This is a genomic window from Rufibacter ruber (genome assembly GCF_001647275.1).
Lineage (GTDB): Bacteria > Bacteroidota > Bacteroidia > Cytophagales > Hymenobacteraceae > Nibribacter > Nibribacter ruber_C.
This window is the reverse complement of sequence record NZ_LRMM01000016.1, coordinates 38,985-55,833: the sequence shown is the minus strand read 5'-3', so window position 1 is coordinate 55,833 and position 16,849 is coordinate 38,985. Positions and strand designations below refer to the sequence as shown.

Annotated in this window: 14 protein-coding genes; 12 read left to right on the top strand and 2 right to left on the bottom strand. The window is 51.4% G+C overall.

Annotation, left to right across the window (positions count from 1 at the left end; translation table 11 throughout):
* The first annotated feature begins 5 nt into the window (after window positions 1–5).
* The 12 genes from A8O25_RS08480 (at window position 6) to ftsZ (ending at window position 14,383) form a co-directional block, all read left to right on the top strand.
* On the top strand, window positions 6–446 hold the full coding sequence (locus tag A8O25_RS08480; RefSeq protein WP_082893527.1) for an FtsL-like putative cell division protein: 441 nt from the start codon (window positions 6–8) through the stop codon (window positions 444–446).
* Complete coding sequence (locus tag A8O25_RS08475; RefSeq protein ID WP_066833536.1) at window positions 436–2,589, top strand: penicillin-binding protein; 2,154 nt, start codon at window positions 436–438, stop codon at window positions 2,587–2,589. Before A8O25_RS08480 ends, A8O25_RS08475 begins: the two co-directional genes overlap by 11 nt.
* Window positions 2,528–3,994, top strand: a complete 1,467-nt coding sequence (locus A8O25_RS08470) for a UDP-N-acetylmuramoyl-L-alanyl-D-glutamate--2,6-diaminopimelate ligase (protein ID WP_066833533.1) — start codon at window positions 2,528–2,530, stop codon at window positions 3,992–3,994. The genes A8O25_RS08475 and A8O25_RS08470 overlap by 62 nt, the downstream gene beginning before the upstream one ends.
* 60 nt (window positions 3,995–4,054) lie before the next feature.
* Complete coding sequence (gene mraY, locus A8O25_RS08465) at window positions 4,055–5,272, top strand: phospho-N-acetylmuramoyl-pentapeptide-transferase (RefSeq protein ID WP_066833530.1); 1,218 nt, start codon at window positions 4,055–4,057, stop codon at window positions 5,270–5,272.
* Window positions 5,273–5,312: 40 nt separating this feature from the next.
* A complete protein-coding gene (locus tag A8O25_RS08460; RefSeq protein WP_066833610.1) occupies window positions 5,313–5,693 on the top strand; it encodes a four helix bundle protein in 381 nt (126 codons plus the stop codon).
* 49 nt (window positions 5,694–5,742) lie between these two features.
* Window positions 5,743–7,086: a UDP-N-acetylmuramoyl-L-alanine--D-glutamate ligase gene (murD, locus tag A8O25_RS08455; protein ID WP_066833527.1), complete on the top strand. Its 1,344-nt coding sequence runs from the start codon at window positions 5,743–5,745 to the stop codon at window positions 7,084–7,086.
* Window positions 7,083–8,252, top strand: coding sequence for an FtsW/RodA/SpoVE family cell cycle protein (locus A8O25_RS08450; protein ID WP_066833524.1), 1,170 nt, complete (start codon window positions 7,083–7,085; stop codon window positions 8,250–8,252). The genes murD and A8O25_RS08450 overlap by 4 nt, the downstream gene beginning before the upstream one ends.
* Window positions 8,245–9,351 carry an undecaprenyldiphospho-muramoylpentapeptide beta-N-acetylglucosaminyltransferase gene (murG, locus tag A8O25_RS08445; protein ID WP_066833522.1) on the top strand — a complete coding sequence of 369 codons (1,107 nt, stop codon included), beginning with the start codon at window positions 8,245–8,247 and terminating at the stop codon, window positions 9,349–9,351. Before A8O25_RS08450 ends, murG begins: the two co-directional genes overlap by 8 nt.
* Window positions 9,348–10,757: a UDP-N-acetylmuramate--L-alanine ligase gene (murC, locus tag A8O25_RS08440; RefSeq protein ID WP_066833520.1), complete on the top strand. Its 1,410-nt coding sequence runs from the start codon at window positions 9,348–9,350 to the stop codon at window positions 10,755–10,757. The genes murG and murC overlap by 4 nt, the downstream gene beginning before the upstream one ends.
* A 163-nt stretch (window positions 10,758–10,920) precedes the next feature.
* Window positions 10,921–11,505: a cell division protein FtsQ/DivIB gene (locus A8O25_RS08435; protein WP_241498969.1), complete on the top strand. Its 585-nt coding sequence runs from the start codon at window positions 10,921–10,923 to the stop codon at window positions 11,503–11,505.
* Between the two features lie 9 nt (window positions 11,506–11,514).
* Complete coding sequence (ftsA, locus tag A8O25_RS08430; RefSeq protein WP_066833514.1) at window positions 11,515–12,840, top strand: cell division protein FtsA; 1,326 nt, start codon at window positions 11,515–11,517, stop codon at window positions 12,838–12,840.
* 22 nt (window positions 12,841–12,862) lie between these two features.
* Window positions 12,863–14,383 (top strand): cell division protein FtsZ, encoded by a 1,521-nt coding sequence (gene ftsZ / locus A8O25_RS08425; protein ID WP_066833511.1) that lies wholly within the window; start codon window positions 12,863–12,865, stop codon window positions 14,381–14,383.
* Between the two features lie 613 nt (window positions 14,384–14,996).
* Here the strand turns inward: ftsZ and A8O25_RS08420 are convergent.
* Window positions 14,997–15,521, bottom strand: a complete 525-nt coding sequence (locus A8O25_RS08420; protein ID WP_066833508.1) for an NADPH-dependent FMN reductase — start codon at window positions 15,519–15,521, stop codon at window positions 14,997–14,999.
* A 548-nt stretch (window positions 15,522–16,069) separates the two neighbouring features.
* Window positions 16,070–16,822 (bottom strand): succinate dehydrogenase/fumarate reductase iron-sulfur subunit, encoded by a 753-nt coding sequence (locus A8O25_RS08415; RefSeq protein ID WP_066833499.1) that lies wholly within the window; start codon window positions 16,820–16,822, stop codon window positions 16,070–16,072.
* Between the last annotated feature and the right edge of the window lie 27 nt (window positions 16,823–16,849).

The window sequence follows — 16,849 nt, the reverse complement described above, 5'->3', positions numbered from 1 at the left end:
TGAATATGGCAGTCAACACTGTACGTCCGCAAGTTAACCGGCCCAAGGCCAACACCATGCGCGAAGTGCCTAAGGCAGAGCCCGTGCGCGCGCCAAGACCGCCGCGCCAGAAAGGCACCAGCCTGTTTGAGCTGCTGGACCGCTACACCAAAGTAGACTGGTTCTTTGCTGATGGTCTGCCCGTGAAGTACCTGCCCAAGGTGCTGTTTGTGATGGGGGTGGTGCTGTTCTACATTGGCAACACCCACTTCGCGGAGCGCACGCTGCGGCAGATTGACAAAACCAAAGCCGAGACAGAGGATTTACGCGCCGATTACACCACGCTTAAATCTGATTACATGGAAGCGAGCAAGCAGTCTGAGGTGGCCCGCAACGTGGCACCTTACGGCCTGGTTGAAAGTTCTTCCCCACCCGTACAAGTAGTTATTAAGAAAGATGAATATTAAGAGGTCCATTGTCACGCGAGTGCGGTTGGCCTTTTTGGCTATCTGTCTCTTTGCGTTTGCTATTATTTATAAGGTAGGGGTTATCCAGTTCAAAGACGGCGACCGCTGGCGCGAAATTGCCAATGAGAAGCGGTTCCATTACCAGCCCATCTACGCCACCCGCGGCAACATCTACTCAGATGATGACCGGATTATGGCCACGTCTTTGCCTTTTTATAGAGTAGCCTTTGACCCGTCTATTCCCAAGGAAGACGTGTTCAACAAAGGCATAGACTCCTTAGGTATGATGCTTTCCCGTTTCTACGGTGATCATTCTGAGGCGTATTATGTGCGCAAAATCAAGAATGCCCGCCGCGAGAAACGCAAGTATGTGCGCCTGAACGGCCGCATGATTAATTATCAGGACAAGAAGATGATGGCCCAATGGCCGATTTTCAGGGCCGGTAAAAACAAGGGCGGGGTGATATTTGAGAAGATTGACCGCCGGTTCCTGCCGTTCGGGTCGTTGGCGCGCCGTACCATTGGGTTCATCAATGAAGACAAGAAAGGCGCGGGGCTGGAGTTCAGCTTTAACCGCCATCTGGCCGGGAAAGATGGGGAGGCATTATATGAGCGCATGGCGGGGGGGAACAAACCCATCAATGACGGGACCGAGGTCAAACCCATGCCCGGGTTTGACATTCAAACCACCATTGACATTAACCTGCAAGACGTGGCAGAAAGTGCGCTCCGCCGCGTGCTCACAGAGAATGACGCCCACCACGGCTGTGTGATTCTAATGGAAGTAAGCACGGGGGAGATTAAAGCCATTGCCAACTTAGGCAAGCACGGCCCCGGCCTCTATCTGGAAGACTACAACTACGCCGTAGGTAACCAGGGGCGTACCGAGCCGGGTTCCACCTTCAAACTGGCGTCTATGATGGCCTTGCTGGAAGAGACTGACCTGAAACTCACCGATACCATTGACACCGGCAACGGATCTAAGCGGATAGCCGGGGCGGTGAAAACAGATACCCACGGCTACGGAAAAATCACGCTGCAGCAGGTGTTTGAAAAGTCTTCTAACGTGGGCGTGTCAGACCTGATTCAGACCCACTTTGGGGAAAACCCGCAGAAGTACGTAGACTACCTGCACAAATTTGGGCTGCACCAGCCGCTGGGTTTCCAGATGAACGGCGAGGCCATTCCGGTGATTAAATCGCCCAAAGACCGCAGCTGGAGCCGTCCGTCGCTTTCTACCATGGCCATTGGGTATGAATTGAAGATTTCGCCCCTGCAGACGCTGGCGTTTTACAATGCCGTGGCCAATAACGGGGTGAAAGTGCAGCCTATCATTGTAAAGAGCATTAAACGCGCTGACCAGGAACTGGAGAAATTTGAAGCCAAAGTGCTAAACCCTAAAATCTGTTCTGATGAAACCCTGGCTGAACTGCGCGCCATGATGGAAGGCGTGGTGGAGAACGGAACGGGCAAGAATGTGCGCAGCAAAGACTACAAAGTGGCCGGTAAAACCGGAACCGCCCGTAAGTTCATGAACGGCCAGTACACCAGAAAGTACTCTACCTCATTTGTGGGTTACTTCCCGGCAGATAGACCTAAGTACAGCTGTATTGTGATCATTGACAACCCGCAGAAATACGCGCAGTACGGCGGTGATGTGGCTGCGCCGGTTTTCAGGGAGCTGGCTGACAAAGCCTATGCGCAAGACTTGGCTATTCATACACCCATGGCCAGGAGAAAACCAGGCGTGATGCCGAAGTTGCCGAGCCTGCACGCCGGCAGCCAGGAAGAAATCACGCTCTTATGCAACAAACTGGGCATTAGCGCCCATCCGCTGAACCCCGAGGAGGATTGGATTCGGGTTGATACCCAAAAGCACTCGGTGGCTTTGAAGCCGGTCCCCGTGAAAATGGGGCAGGTGCCAGATGTCACAGACATGACCCTCCGGGACGCCATCTACTTGTTAGAGAACAACGGCCTGAAGGTGCGGGTAGCGGGGCTGGGTAGGGTTGAAAGCCAAAGTATTCCACCGGGGGCGCCCCTTCAGAAAGGCGCAGTTATTACCATCACACTAAAACGAAATGGCAAACCTACAAGACCTGCTGAAGTCTTACCAGCCAACGCAATTGCTCGGGCCTACTAACCCCGAGCTTTCTGCGTTAACCATGGATTCGCGTCAGGCAGGGCCGGGCGTGGCATTTTTTGCGATCAGGGGAACTGTACGGGACGGGCACGACTATATTGATGCGGCCGTGGCCCAGGGCGTTTCTGCCGTGTTTTGCGAAAAACAGCCCGAAAACGCACCAGAGCACGTGACCTTTGTGGTGGTGCCCAACGCCGCCGAGGCCATGGGGTACGTAGCCGCTGAGTTCTACGGTAATCCGTCTCAAAAACTGAAACTGGTAGGGGTGACCGGAACCAACGGGAAAACTACCTGCGTCACGCTGCTGCACAAGCTGTTCCGGGATTTGGGCTACAATGCCGGTTTGCTGTCAACGGTTCAGAACCAGATAAACGAAACGGTGATTCCGGCTACTCACACCACGCCAGACGCCATTACGTTGCAGGCACTACTGGCCCAGATGGTGAAAGCCGGCTGCACGCACGCGTTCATGGAAGTGAGCTCGCACGCGCTGGTGCAGCACCGCGTCACGGGCGTGCAGTTCACCGGGGCCGTGTTCACCAACATCACCCATGACCACCTGGACTACCACGGCACCTTTGACGAGTACATCAGGGCCAAGAAGCTGTTCTTTGACGGGCTCACCAAAAAAGCCTTCGCGCTGGTGAACGCAGATGACAAGCGCAGCATGGTCATGTTGCAGAACACCAAAGCCGATAAAAAAACGTACGCCCTCCGCAAAGAGGCTGATTTCAAGGCGCGCCTGCTGGACAACTCCATTCAGGGCCTGCAGCTAGAGCTGGAAGGGCAGGAAGTTTGGTTTAGGCTCATTGGCACGTTCAACGCTTATAATATTCTGGCGGTGTACGGTTCAGCGGTGCTGTTGGGCGAAGACCCGCAGGAAGTGCTGGCCAGCCTTTCTAATTTGACTTCGGCCGCCGGCCGATTTGATTACGTGGTGTCTGCCGCTGACCAGATTACCGGCATTGTGGATTACGCGCATACTCCTGACGCGCTGGAGAATGTGCTACAAACCATTGCCCAAATCAGAAAGCCGGAGCAGAAGGTGATTACGGTGGTGGGCTGCGGCGGAAACCGCGATGCCGCTAAACGCCCCGTGATGGCCGACATTGCCGCCCGCCTGAGTGACCGCGTGATTCTGACCTCAGACAACCCCCGCCACGAAGACCCGCAGGAAATCCTGAACCAGATGCAGGTAGGCGTAAAAGCGGCAGATTTGAAAAAGGCGCTTTCTGTGGTAGATAGAAAAGAAGCCATTAAAACCGCGGTCCTGCTAGCCCAACCCGATGATATTATTCTGGTGGCTGGCAAAGGGCACGAGACGTACCAGGAAGTAAAAGGCGAAAGATCGCCGTTTGATGATAAACAAGTATTGCAGGAGGCCTTTGCGCTGCTGCAGAAGTAACTAGACTGATTTGGAGGGGAGAAACGACAAAATAACTCCTGTATCCTAAACCCGAAACAGATGCTTTATTACCTTTTCAGATACTTAGACCAACAATTTGACCTCCTGGGGGCGGGCGTTTTCCAATACCTCTCCTTCAGGGCGGCGTTGGCGGCATTGCTGAGCTTGCTGATTGCCATGGTGTTTGGTGGCCGCCTCATTAGAATGCTGCAGCGCAAGCAGGTGGGCGAGAGCATCAGAGACCTGGGGCTGGAAGGACAGCTGGAAAAGAAAGGCACGCCTACCATGGGCGGTCTCATTATTTTGCTGGCCATTTTGCTGCCAACGCTTCTGCTGGCCCGGTTGAGCAATATCTACATCATCCTTATGTTGGTGTCAACCTTGTGGCTGGGGGCCATCGGGTTTCTGGACGACTATATCAAAGTCTTTAAAAAGAACAAAGAAGGGCTGGCTGGTAAATTCAAAATTATTGGTCAGGTGGGGCTGGGGCTGATTGTGGGGCTCACACTGTTCTTCTCTGAAGACGTGGTGGTACGCCAATACCTGACCGCGAAAGGCATCTCTGCCATTGATGTGGGCAGCACCTACACAGATGTGCGCAAGATGATTACCACAGTGCCCTTCACCAAGAACAACGAGCTGGACTACCACCATTTCTTCAGCTTCGCAAGCCCGTTGTTGGGGTCTTACGCCCGGTTTCTATACATCCCGCTGGTGATTATCATCATTACGGCGGTTTCTAACGGCGCCAACATCACCGACGGGATTGACGGGCTGGCAGCGGGAACCTCGGCCATTATTGGAACCACCCTGGCCGCCTTCGCGTGGGTGTCTGGTAACGCCGTCTTCGCTGACTACTTTGACATCATGTACATTCCTAACACAGGCGAGCTGGTGATTTTCTGTACCGCCTTTGTGGGGGCCTGTGTGGGGTTTCTGTGGTACAACTCATACCCCGCGCAGGTGTTCATGGGGGATACGGGCAGCCTTTCCATTGGTGGTATCATTGCCGTTCTGGCCTTGATTCTGCGCAAAGAACTCCTGATACCTATTCTCTGCGGCATTTTCCTGGTGGAGAATCTCTCAGTGATGCTGCAGGTGAGCTACTTCAAGTACACCAAGAGAAAATACGGTGAAGGCCGAAGGATCTTCAAAATGTCGCCGCTGCACCACCATTACCAGAAGCTGGGGTATCATGAAGCGAAAATCGTGTCCCGTTTCTGGACGGTGGGTATCATGCTGGCCATTTTGACGCTGGTGACTTTGAAATTGAGGTAAGTTAGTTGATAGTTATTCGTTGTTAGTTGTTCGTTTTGGAATGAGGGCATACACAGATTTGGATGTTTGGAAAAAGGCAAGAGTTCTTGCTAGCTCTGTGTATAGGTTATCAAGAAGCTTTCCGAAGGAAGAATTATTTGGTTTGACACTTCAAATAAGAAGAGCGGCTGTTTCTATAGTTTCAAATATTGCAGAAGGCTGCGGAAGACAAACAACGAAAGATGCGGTCAATTTCTTCTATTTCTCAAGAGGTTCACTCTTCGAGGTAGAAACCCAGCTCTATGTAGCCTTTGATGAAAATTATATTTCAGAAGAGCAACTGAAGGTAGCTCTAGAGGAGGTAATGAATTGCAAGAAACTGCTTCATGGGCTCATTAATTATTACAGAGGATTGCCTCCAAAGTCACAGCAAGCTGAGTAACTTGTAAGAATGGGAGTCTAACAACGAATAACTAACAACGAATAACAAAATGATAGCCATACTAGGAGCGGGGGAGAGCGGCGTGGGCGCAGCCTTGTTGGCACAAGCCAAAGGCTATGACGTGTTTGTGTCTGACTTCGGCGGAATTGCTGAAAAATACCGGGCACAGCTGACCCAGGTGGGCATTCCTTTTGAAGAAGGCACCCATTCACTGGAGCGGATTTACGGGGCCGGAGAAATCATCAAGAGCCCCGGCATTCCGGACAAAGCGCCTGTGATTCAAGGGGCGCTGGAGCGGAACATTCCGGTGATTTCTGAGATTGAGTTCGCGGGCCGCTATACCAATGCTAAGTTTATCTGCATCACGGGCACCAACGGAAAAACCACTACTACGCTGCTAACTTACCACCTGCTGAAAAGCGCAGGGCTGAAAGTGGCCTTAGCCGGAAACGTGGGTGAAAGTCTGGCCGGGAAAGTCTTGGAAGATGCCTATGATTACTATGTGGTGGAGCTGAGCAGCTTTCAGCTGGACAATATGTACCAGTTCAAGGCCGACATTGGCATTTTGCTCAATATCACGCCAGACCATTTAGACCGCTACGGCTACAAAATGGAAAACTACGCGGCCGCAAAATTCCGCCTGGCGCAGAACATGACGGCCGCTGACTATTTCCTGTTCAACCAGAACGACGCCGAGATTCAAAAATACATGACCTCGCACGAAGTGCCGGGGACACAGGTGCCTTTTGGGTTGAAAGCTTCTGAAGGCTTGGCTATTCAATATGATGGGAATGCGATTCTGGCCTCTTTTTCCCAAATCAAGGCAAAAGTAGACACCGCGAATTCGCCGCTCATTGGGCAGCACAACCAATACAACACTATGGCCGCCGTGGGCGCCGCACTTTTGTTAGGTATTAAGCCCGCCCAAATTGAGGTCGCCTTGGGAACATTCCAGAATGCCGACCATAGATTGCAGCCGGTGGGTGAGATAGAGGGTGTGAAATTCATCAATGATTCCAAAGCTACCAATGTGGAGGCGGTTTGGTACGCGCTGGACGGCATGCGCAAACCCATTGTGTGGGTAGTGGGCGGCACCGACAAGGGGAATGATTATACGCCCTTGCTTCCGCTGGTGCGGGAAAAGGTGAAAGCCATTGTGGCCCTGGGTGTAGACAACAGCAAGATTATCGCCTCTTTTTCGCAAATCTGCCCCAAACTGGTAGAGACGCAAGATGTGAACGAGGCAGTTAAGTTAGCTAAAGATTTTGCGGAGGCAGGAGACGTGGTATTGCTCTCGCCCGCCTGCGCCAGCTTTGATTTATTTAAGAATTATGAACACAGGGGCCGCTCTTTTGCCGAGGCGGTTGCCGCATTGAAAGGAAGTGACGCATGACAACACCGGTAAAAAATTGGCTCAGGGAGAACCTGAAAGGGGACCCCATCTTGTGGGGAATCGTGATTTCGTTCTCGCTCATCAGTATTGCCGTGGTGTATTCAGCCACCGGCACGCTTGCGTACAAAATGTCTAAGAACACTGAGTTTTTCCTGTTCAAGCACTCGGCGCTCATTTTCATTGGCTTGGCCTTTGTGTGGCTGGCCCACAAGGTGAACTACAAATATTACGCGAAGCTCAGTTTGCTGGCCCTCATCTTCTCGGTGCCCTTGCTGATTTACACCTACCTGAAAGGCTCTAACATCAATGAGGCCTCGCGCTGGTTGACCATTCCGGTGATTAACCAGACGTTCCAGCCGTCAGATTTAGCCAAACTGGCCCTGATTTCTTACCTGGCCAGCATGTTGAGCAAGCGCCAGATGAACATTGGCAACTACAAAGAGACGTTGATTCCGTTGGTGCTCTGGAGCGGTTTGATTTGCGGCTTGATTGCCATGAGTAACATCTCTACTGGTTTGTTGCTGTTTTTGACGTGCCTTTTGCTTATGTTCATTGGCCGCGTGCCCATGAAGCAAATCATGATTATGATTGTGGTGGGCGCCATCTTCGGGACTATTGCCTTGGCGGTGGGGCAGCGTATGCAGACGGCCATCAGCCGGATTGAGAACTTTATGGACCCTAACGCGAGCGTGTTCCAGCTGGAACAGTCGTACATCGCCATCGCCACGGGCGGGGTGGTGGGCAAAGGACCGGGTAACTCTGACCAGCGCAACGTGCTGCCCCACCCGTACTCTGACTTTATTTACGCCATCATCATTGAGGAATACGGCATGATTGGAGGTGCGGTGGTCCTCTTCCTGTACCTGGCGTTTCTCTACAGGGGCATGGTGGCCGTGACCAACAGCTTGGGCGCCTTCGGCGGATTGCTCTCGGCGGGTCTCAGTTTCAGTTTAGTCATACAGGCCATGGTGAACATGGGCGTGGCCGTAGGGCTGGGGCCTATTACGGGTCTGCCGCTGCCGCTCCTGAGTATGGGTGGTACTTCCTTGATTTTCACCGGAATGTCTATTGGTATTATCCTGAGCGTGAGCCGCAGCGAGTATGAAGCCAGACAACAAGCCATTCCGGCCATGAATAAACCTGCAAATGTTTTAGCCAATGCCTAACAGACCCCTCAAGTTCATTATCAGCGGTGGCGGAACGGGTGGGCATATTTACCCGGCCATTGCCATTGCCAATGAAATCAAGCGCCTGCACCCCAATGCAGATATCCTGTTTGTGGGCGCTAAAGGCCGAATGGAGATGACGCGGGTGCCGGAAGCCGGTTACAAAATCATAGGTCTCTGGATTAGCGGGCTGCAGCGCCGGTTGACGCTAGATAACCTGTCGTTTCCGCTCAAGGTGATTTCCAGCATCAGGAGTTCCTATAAGATTATCAAAGACTTTAAGCCAGATGCGGTAGTGGGCGTGGGCGGCTACGCGAGCGGTCCGTTGTTGTACGCGGCCACCAAGCTGAATATCCCAACGCTTATTCAGGAGCAGAACTCGCACGCGGGTATTACCAATAAGCTGTTAGCCGACAAGGTGGATAAAATCTGCGTGGCCTATGACAGCATGTATAAGTTCTTCCCCAACGCCAAGATTGTCATGACCGGTAACCCGGTGCGGCAAGATATCATTGAGTTGGCAGGCAAACGGGAAGAGGCCATTACTTTCTTTGGGCTGAACCCGGCGCGCAAGACCTTCTTGGTCATTGGCGGAAGTTTGGGCGCCAGAACGTTGAACCAGGCAACTGAGAAGGATTTACAGAAGATACAGGCCTCGGGTTACAACTTGATTTGGCAGACGGGGAAACTGTTTATTCCTACCGCAGAAGCCGCGGTGAAAGAATACGCCAAAGACCAGTTCTTCGCTTCAGACTTTATCAAGCGCATGGATTTGGCGTACGCTGCCGCTGATGTGGTCATTTCAAGGGCCGGTGCATTATCCATCTCTGAGCTGTGCCTGGCGCAGAAACCGTCGGTGCTGGTGCCGTCGCCCAACGTGGCCGAAGACCACCAGACCAAAAATGCTATGGCGTTGGTGCAGAAAGAGGCGGCTGTATTGGTGAAAGACGTGGAGGCAGGGGAGACCTTGTGGGACACCGCCATCGCCCTTGCAAATGATGAAGATAAGCAGCAGCAATTGAGCCACAACATTGGTCTTTTAGCCAAGCCGCATGCCGCCCAAACCATTGTTCAGGAACTTTTAAAGCTCATCAGATGAACCTGCACCAGTTCAAACATATCTACTTCCTGGGCATTGGGGGGATTGGCATGAGCGCGATTGCCCGTTGGTTCCTGGCCAAAGGGTTTGCCGTGGCTGGTTATGACAAAACGCCCACGCCACTCACCCAGAAGCTAACCGAAGAAGGCGCGCAGATTCATTTTGAAGATGACGTAAACCTGATTCCGGCCTCTTTTCTGAAAAACAGGTCAGAAACGCTGGTGGTCTTGACCCCGGCCGTGCCGGTGACTCATCAGGAGCGGCAATACCTGGAGCGGGAGGGATTTACTATACAGAAGCGTAGCCAAGTTTTAGGTTTATTAACCGCTGACCAATACCTGATTGCCGTGGCCGGAACGCATGGCAAGACCACCACTTCCAGCATGCTGGCCCATCTGCTGCACCATGCAGGCGTGTCTACTTCGGCTTTCCTGGGCGGCATTTCTACAGATGTAGGTTCTAATTTGCTTCTTCCGCATGCGGAGGAAGAACGGGCGCTGTGCGTGGTGGAGGCCGATGAGTATGACCGTTCGTTCCTGACCCTGCACCCTGACATTGCCGTGGTTACTTCCACAGATCCAGACCACCTGGATATTTATGGGGAGAAAGAGGCGCTGGTAGAGTCGTTCCGGCAGTTTGTAAGCCAGATCAAACCAAACGGTTTCCTTATTCTGAACCACACCGCTGACCAAAGCATAGCCGAGGCCGTGCCTTCGTCAGTGACCGTGATCCGCTACGGGCTTGAGAAGGAGGAACTGCGTGCGGGGGAGGTGCAGCTAGCGGAGGGAGCCATGAAATTTTCAGCCGAAGGGCGGAACTTCCAGTTGCCTGAGACCGCTTTGCAGGTACCCGGTTTCCATAATGTAGAGAATGCGCTGGCGGCGGCGCAGGCGGTATCGCTGGTGGGGGTGCCAGAGCAAAAGATTCAGTCTGGAGTTGCGGCTTATACGGGCGTAAAAAGACGGTTTGAAAAAGTGATATCTATAGGAAAAAGTGTATATTTAGATGATTATGCACACCACCCCCGTGAGATTGAGGCTTTTCTGCGTTCAGTGAGGGCCTTGTATCCGGGACAGAAGCTTCGGGTCATTTTTCAGCCTCACCTCTTTACCCGCACCAGAGACTTTTTAGAAGGGTTTGCCAGAAGCCTGGAACTGGCAGATGAAGTATGGTTACTTGATATTTATCCGGCCCGTGAATTACCTTTGCCCGGCGTAACGTCTGAGCTGCTTTTTGATCAGTTGAACCTGGAGAAAAAGCGGTTGCTAAAAAAGGAGGCAGTGCTAGCCGAGTTAGCAAAAGATTTGGACTTTAACGTGCTGGCCACCGTGGGGGCCGGTGACATTGACACCTTAGTTCCTGATATTAAACGACTACTGGAGGAGAAGGCCCATGTTATGGAATAGAAAGGTCAAAGCGCTTCTTTTTGCGGTTTTTTGTGCCGCAGGGTTTGTTTTTCTGGCTGCTTTTTCTAGGGATAGACAGTCCGAAAAAATCTGCAAAAAAGTCAATGTTAAAATTGATAATGAGTATAACAATTACTTTCTTAGTGAGTCTGAAGTAAAGGCCTTGCTCACCCGCAACGGTGTACAGCCACTCATTGGAACTAAAAAAGGGGAGATTGACCTCAAGCGGCTGGAAATGCGAATTAAATCGCATAAATTTGTGAGGGAGGCGCAAGTTTCCAGGGATTTAGAGGGGAATATCAACGTTTTTATACAGCAGAACCGGCCCATTGCTCGGGTTTTAAGTGCTACCAAAGACGTGTATCTGGACGAAGAGGGGAATCAACTCCCTTTGTCTCAGTTGTATACGGCCCATGTCATTCCGGTGACCATAGATGCGGCATTGACCTCCGGAACCAAAACGTTCTTCCAGGATTCAGTAGGGGTGCCCTATCTGCATCTTCTTAAGTTTATTGAGAAAGACCCTTTTTGGGGAGCGCAGTTGGCCCACATGCATATTGATGGCAAAGGAAAAGTTAGCTTCCTGACCCAGGTGGGAGACCAGCAGATTGAGATAGGCAAACCTGCCCGGTTTGAAGAGAAGCTCAGGAAGCTTTTTATCTTTTACAGGGAGGTGTTGCCAGTGACCGGTTGGGAGAAATACAGCCGGCTGAATGTAGAGTACAAGGATCAGATTATTTGTGAATAGATAAACAATATGCAGAACGACAAAATTGTGGTAGGCTTGGATATAGGGACAACCAAGATTTGCGCGTTGGTAGGGAGGAAGAACGAGTACGGCAAACTGGAAATCCTGGGCTTGGGCAAAGCCGTGTCTGAGGGCGTTGTGCGGGGCATGGTGAGCAATATTGACAAAACCGTTGAGGCCATCAAGAAAGCAATCAGGCAAGCTGAAGAGCAGAGCGGGATTGATATCAAGGTGGTGAACGTAGGTATTGCCGGTCAGCACATCAAAAGTTTGCAGCATAATGGCAGCATCACCCGTACCTCGCTGGACAGCGAGATTACCGTGGAGGATGTGAACCGTCTCACCAATGATATGTACCGGTTGGTGACGCCTCCGGGGAGCGAGATCATTCACGTAATGCCACAGGATTACAAAGTGGACTACGAAGATGGGATCATGGATCCGGTGGGCATGACAGGCGTGCGCCTGGAAGGCAACTTCCACATCATCACCGCGCAATCTAATGCCATCAACAATATAAACAAGTGCGTGAACCGTGCCGGTCTGGAGATAGACCAGCTCATACTGGAGCCGTTGGCTTCGTGCATGAGCGTATTGAGTGATGAGGAGCGTGAGGCGGGTGTGGCATTGATTGACATTGGCGGCGGTACCACTGACCTGGCCATCTTCAAAGACAACATCATTCGGCACACGGCGGTGTTGCCGTTTGGCGGCAATATCATTACCTCAGACATCAAGCAGGGCTGCATGGTGATGCAGAACCAGGCTGAGCAGCTGAAGGTCCGCTTCGGGAAAGCCATTGCTGACGAGGCCTCAGAGAATGAGATCGTTTCCATCCCGGGCCTTCGTGACCGTACCCCCAAAGAAATTTCCCTCAAAAACCTTGCATATATTATAGAAGCAAGAATGGAGGAAATTGTTGAACTTGTCTATTCAGAAATTGTTAGAAGCGGATACGCCAACCAACTGGCGGCGGGCATTGTGATCACGGGCGGCGGGGCGCAGCTCCAGAACCTGGTGCAACTGGTAGAATATTTGACTGGCCTTGATGCCCGTATCGGTTACCCGAACGAGCATTTGGGCAAGAGCAAGATTGATTCTGTGAAGAGCCCCATGTATGCGACCACGGTTGGGTTGGTTTTGGCGGGCTACCAGGCGCTTGATGAGCGGGCAAACCGCTACTCAGAGATTGCGAACACAGAGAGCAGACCGGTGAACGAGGCCAAGCCCGTGCAGCAGAAGTCTTCTTCTGGCAGCGACTTCTTCAAGAAAATCTTTGAGCGCACCAAAGGTATGCTTATTGATGATTTTGACGACAAGCAACAGAATTACTAACGCGTAAATCAGGAATTAACATATGAGTTTTTCATCGTACAAATTTGATGTGCCATCGCACACCAAATCGATTATCAAAGTAATCGGTGTTGGCGGAGGGGGAAGTAATGCCGTGAACCACATGTTCAACCAAGGCATTAAGGACGTGGAGTTTGTGGTCTGCAATACTGATGAACAGGCGTTGAAAAGCAGCAGCGTGCCCAATAAACTTCAGATAGGAACTACCTTGACCGAAGGGCTGGGGGCCGGTGCCAATCCTGAGCGCGGGAAACAAGCCGCCCTGGAAAGCAAAGAGGAGATCAGGGAGTTGCTGGGTGCCCATACCAAGATGGTGTTCATCACCGCCGGAATGGGGGGGGGGACCGGTACCGGTGCCGCCCCGGTGATTGCCAAAGTGGCCAAGGAGATGGACATTCTTACCGTGGGCATTGTGACGGCTCCTTTTGCCTTTGAAGGAAGAAAGAAACGTACCGCCGCTGACAACGGTATCAAAGAACTCAGCGAGAACTGTGATACTGTCCTTGTTATCCTGAATGATAAGTTACGTGAAATGTTTGGAAACCTGCCCATTAGGGCGGCGTTTGCCAAAGCAGACAACGTGTTGACCACTGCTGCCAAAAGTATTGCCGAGATCATTACGGTAACCTCTGAGGTGAACGTTGACTTTGAAGACGTGAAGACGGTGATGAAAGACTCTGGCGCTGCCGTGATGGGTTCTGCCATCACAGAAGGTGAGAACAGAGCCCTGCGTGCCGCCGAGGAATCTTTGTCTTCACCGCTCTTGAACAACACAGATATTCACGGTGCGCAGAAAATCCTTCTTTCCATCATGTCTGGCGACCAGGCTGAACTGGAGATGGACGAGTTAACCGAAATCACTGATTACATCCAGGATAAAGCCGGTGATGATTCTGAGGTGATTTTTGGCCATGGTATTGACACTACGTTAGGGGCCAGCATAAGAGTAACCGTTATAGCCACAGGCTTTGCCCGTGAGGTGATAAGCCTGCCCCAACCAGAAAAAAAAGCAGCCTCGGTTGAGCCAGGAGTTGGCGCAACTCAGCCACAGGCTGAAATTGAGATAGCTGCTGCCCCTGCAGTGGCTCCTGTTGCGCCGGTAGTACCCACGCATTCTGTAACCCCGCCGGCGTCAGCTACGCAATTGGTAGCCAATGAGCCGGTAAGAAAGCCTGCCGCCCCCGCTGAAACCAGCAAGATCATCTTTGATCTGGACTCCAGTAGTGAGATTTTCACCCCCACCTACGCCGAAGAGGAATTGGTGGCCGCTCCGCAGGCGCAAGATCCGCGGGAGTCTATGCAGAGCAAGATGCAGGACCGCCGTGCCCGTTTACGCAGCCTTAGCTCAGATCTGAACACAGATGCCGCTATCAAAGAGAAGCTGGAAGTACCTGCATATCTGCGTAGAAACGTGCAGCTGGAAAATGTGGCCCCGTCTGCTGAACAGCAGATTTCCCGCTTCAACCTGAACGATGACAATGAACTACTTGGTGACAACCGCTTTCTGCACGACAACGTAGACTAGCCGTTTTTGCCCTGATTTTCAAAAAACAGCCCGGAAACAGACTTCTGTTTCCGGGCTGTTTTATTTTAGGATAGGTGTGAGCCCTTGTAAATCTACTAGTACAAGGCTGGGACGATGACTACCGGTACCCATTTTGCTCTCTTCTTGCTCTGCCGAAAGGAATGTTACGCTCCTGCCTACTTAACCTTATTTTGTCTAATTTCTAACTACTTCTGAAAGAGGGAAAGGCTACCTCTTCCAAACCAAAGTTCAGGTAAGAAAGAGAAACACATTAACCAGCAGACAGGCTTTTCTAAAAGATGAGTTGCTCATAAAGCATTATCTACCAGCAGCGATTTTATAAATAGAATGGGAATCAGTTCTGTTTTTGACCTATTTTTAGGAAAACAGGCCAAAACAGAACGAACTCTTACCTGTGCAGAACCTGAAATCTTTTTCAGTTATTGATCAAGCGGCTTCAGGTGCGGTTTACCTGAGCAGTTTGCAAGGAGTTGACCCCTATCTTTCCCAGGAAGGGGAAATTCTGCATAAGTGGCAGGGGTAAGTTCCGCCTGAGAAGAAGAGCGGGGTTTCACAGAAGGGAGGATAATAGGATAACTTAGTTTTGCGAACCTTAGAAGGTGAGCAGCGCCTCTATCTGTTCCTCCAGTAACTGCTGGTACAACGGATACGTGAGGTTCCCTTCTGCCAGGTGTTTGTGAATAAACGGGAGGCGGGGTTTTTGGGCCAGCACGTGCAGACCGCAGTAGTGCAGCACGTCGGTGAGGTGGCTTAGGGCAATATTGCCGCCCTGGCTTCCGGTAGAGAGCCCAACAAGGGCTCCTTTCTTATTCCGCAAGGCGGCAGGGTATTCCAGGCCGTCTATGAACGCTTTTAAGACACCGGGGAAGGAACAGTTGTATTCTGGTACCACAAACACAATCTTCTGCACAGCGGCCACCCTAGCCCTCAGATCCAGAAACGCCTGAGAATACATTTCTTTTTTATACAAAGCCGGTGAGGCAAAGTCAAGCGGCAAATCCTGAAGGTCTAATATCTCTGACGCCTCATTTCTTGCCTCTAGCAGTTGCTGGTACAGTTTGGTGATCTGGAGAGTAAGCGAATTGGGGCGGTTGGTGCCTGATATCAATAAGATCATCTGGTGCTGAGTTTACACTGATAACAAGGTGTTGTGGCTTAAAGTTACAGCTTTTACCGGAGAGCAGCCCCACAAGCTACAGAGTATGCTGCAGGGCACCTCGCTCTATGCAGCTATTTGCTTCTGTTATGTAGTTACTTTTTGGAAATCAGACCCAAAATAGGAATGATACTCCACGTTAGAGGCTATTACGATGGTGTTAAGTGTAGGTAGTGAGAAAGCCATAAATCTGCAAACGCCTTTGATGGTGCTCGTTGGGGATATTTTTCGTGTTAATAACCAAATACAGAGAACCTGTTTTTAGAAATATAGTGGGAGGATCTTCTGGCGCAAGTAATCCCAGGTAACCGTTTCTGTTTCTGAGCTGATTTTAGAAAAGTAGCCCAAAAACAGAAATGGGCCTCTTTAAAAGCACAACAATACGTGCATTCGCCATTGAGGAACGCAAACACCTAAGCAGTTGCAGATTCTGAAATTATGTAGTGGTGACAGGAGCATAAAAAAGGCGGCACTTACGGGTGCCGCCTGTATACTATTATGAGGTACTTTTAAACGTTCTCAGATGTGAATTTTGCGCTTATGAACTCACGGTTCAGCATGGCAATGTTCTCCAGAGAAATCCCAACCGGGCACTCAGCGGCGCAAGAGCCAATATTAGTACACGCGCCAAATCCTTCTTTATCCATCTGGGCAACCATATTCTCTACGCGGGTTTTCCGCTCCACCTGCCCTTGCGGAAGCATGGCCAGCTGAGATACTTTGGCAGAGGTGAACAACATGGCTGAACCGTTTTTACAGGCCGCTACGCATGCCCCACACTGAATACAGGTAGCCGCATCAAAGGCCTTGTCAGCAATGGTTTTAGGGATGGGAATCTCGTTAGCATCTGGTACGCCACCAGTGTTCACTGAGATGTAACCACCTGCCTGTTGAATTCTATCCAGGGCAGAACGGTCAACGGTTAAGTCCTTCAGGATAGGGAAGGGCGCGGCCCGCCAAGGTTCAATGGTGATGGTGTCACCGTCAGAGAACTTGCGCATGTGCAACTGACACGTAGTAGTGCCGCGCTCTGGACCGTGCGCTCTACCGTTGATGTACAAGCTGCACATACCGCATATACCTTCGCGGCAGTCATGGTCAAACGCAATAGGGTCCTGCCCGCTGCGGAGCAGGTCTTCATTGAGCACGTCCAGCATCTCCAGGAAGGACATTTCCGGGGAGATATCTTTTACTTGATATGTTTCCAGCCTACCAGCCGCCTGGGTGTTCTTCTGTCTCCACACCTTGAGCGTTAGGTTCATTGGTTTGCTGTTTGGGTTATTACCAGC